1 protein-coding gene and 1 pseudogene are annotated in these 492 nt (G+C 45.1%); one reads left to right on the forward strand and one right to left on the reverse strand.

Annotated elements, in window-relative coordinates; translation table 11 throughout:
• Nucleotides 1–253: pseudogene (locus FHC48_RS23890) on the reverse strand (transcriptional regulator); the annotation flags it as partial.
• 142 nt (nucleotides 254–395) lie between these two features.
• Between FHC48_RS23890 and laoB the strand changes: the two are divergent.
• Nucleotides 396–492, forward strand: a 97-nt coding sequence (gene laoB, locus FHC48_RS23895; protein ID WP_404997228.1) for an L-arginine responsive protein LaoB, incomplete at its 3' end; no start/stop codon positions are given.

Raw genomic sequence — 492 nt, forward strand, 5'->3', positions numbered from 1 at the left:
GTTGAGCACGGTATTGGCGCTGATTAACAAACGCAATAGATAATGTTTTACCGGAACTGCTCGGTTCATCAATGTTGTAGTTGATTTTGTCATGCACCATACAGGTGGAGAAGGTGTTAAGTGATGTCGCCACCAAATCACCCACGCCTATCGCGTAAGAGAGCTGATACGGGGAACTCCAGCTGTTACAACTTTTATTTACCATATTAATGTCAATATCGCGTGGATTGAGCAAAATACGCGATTTGCTCATCGGAAGACGTGTATCAAGACTTGAAAACGCGACCAGTGCTACACAGATACCTAACGACAACAGGAAAAAAAACCATACCCAAAAGGTAGTGAATCGTTTGCTTTTAACTGGGGATTGTTCAGGTGGCGTTGCGGTGTTTTGAATGTTAAGACTGTGGGAGGGAGAATCTGTGGCAGGAACCGCCTCTGGTATAGGGGGAGGCGAAGATAGCATTATTTCCTCTCCCTCTTCTTCGCTGT

Source organism: Enterobacter sp. EC_50, assembly GCF_019584525.1.
Classification (GTDB): Bacteria; Pseudomonadota; Gammaproteobacteria; order Enterobacterales; family Enterobacteriaceae; genus Enterobacter; species Enterobacter roggenkampii.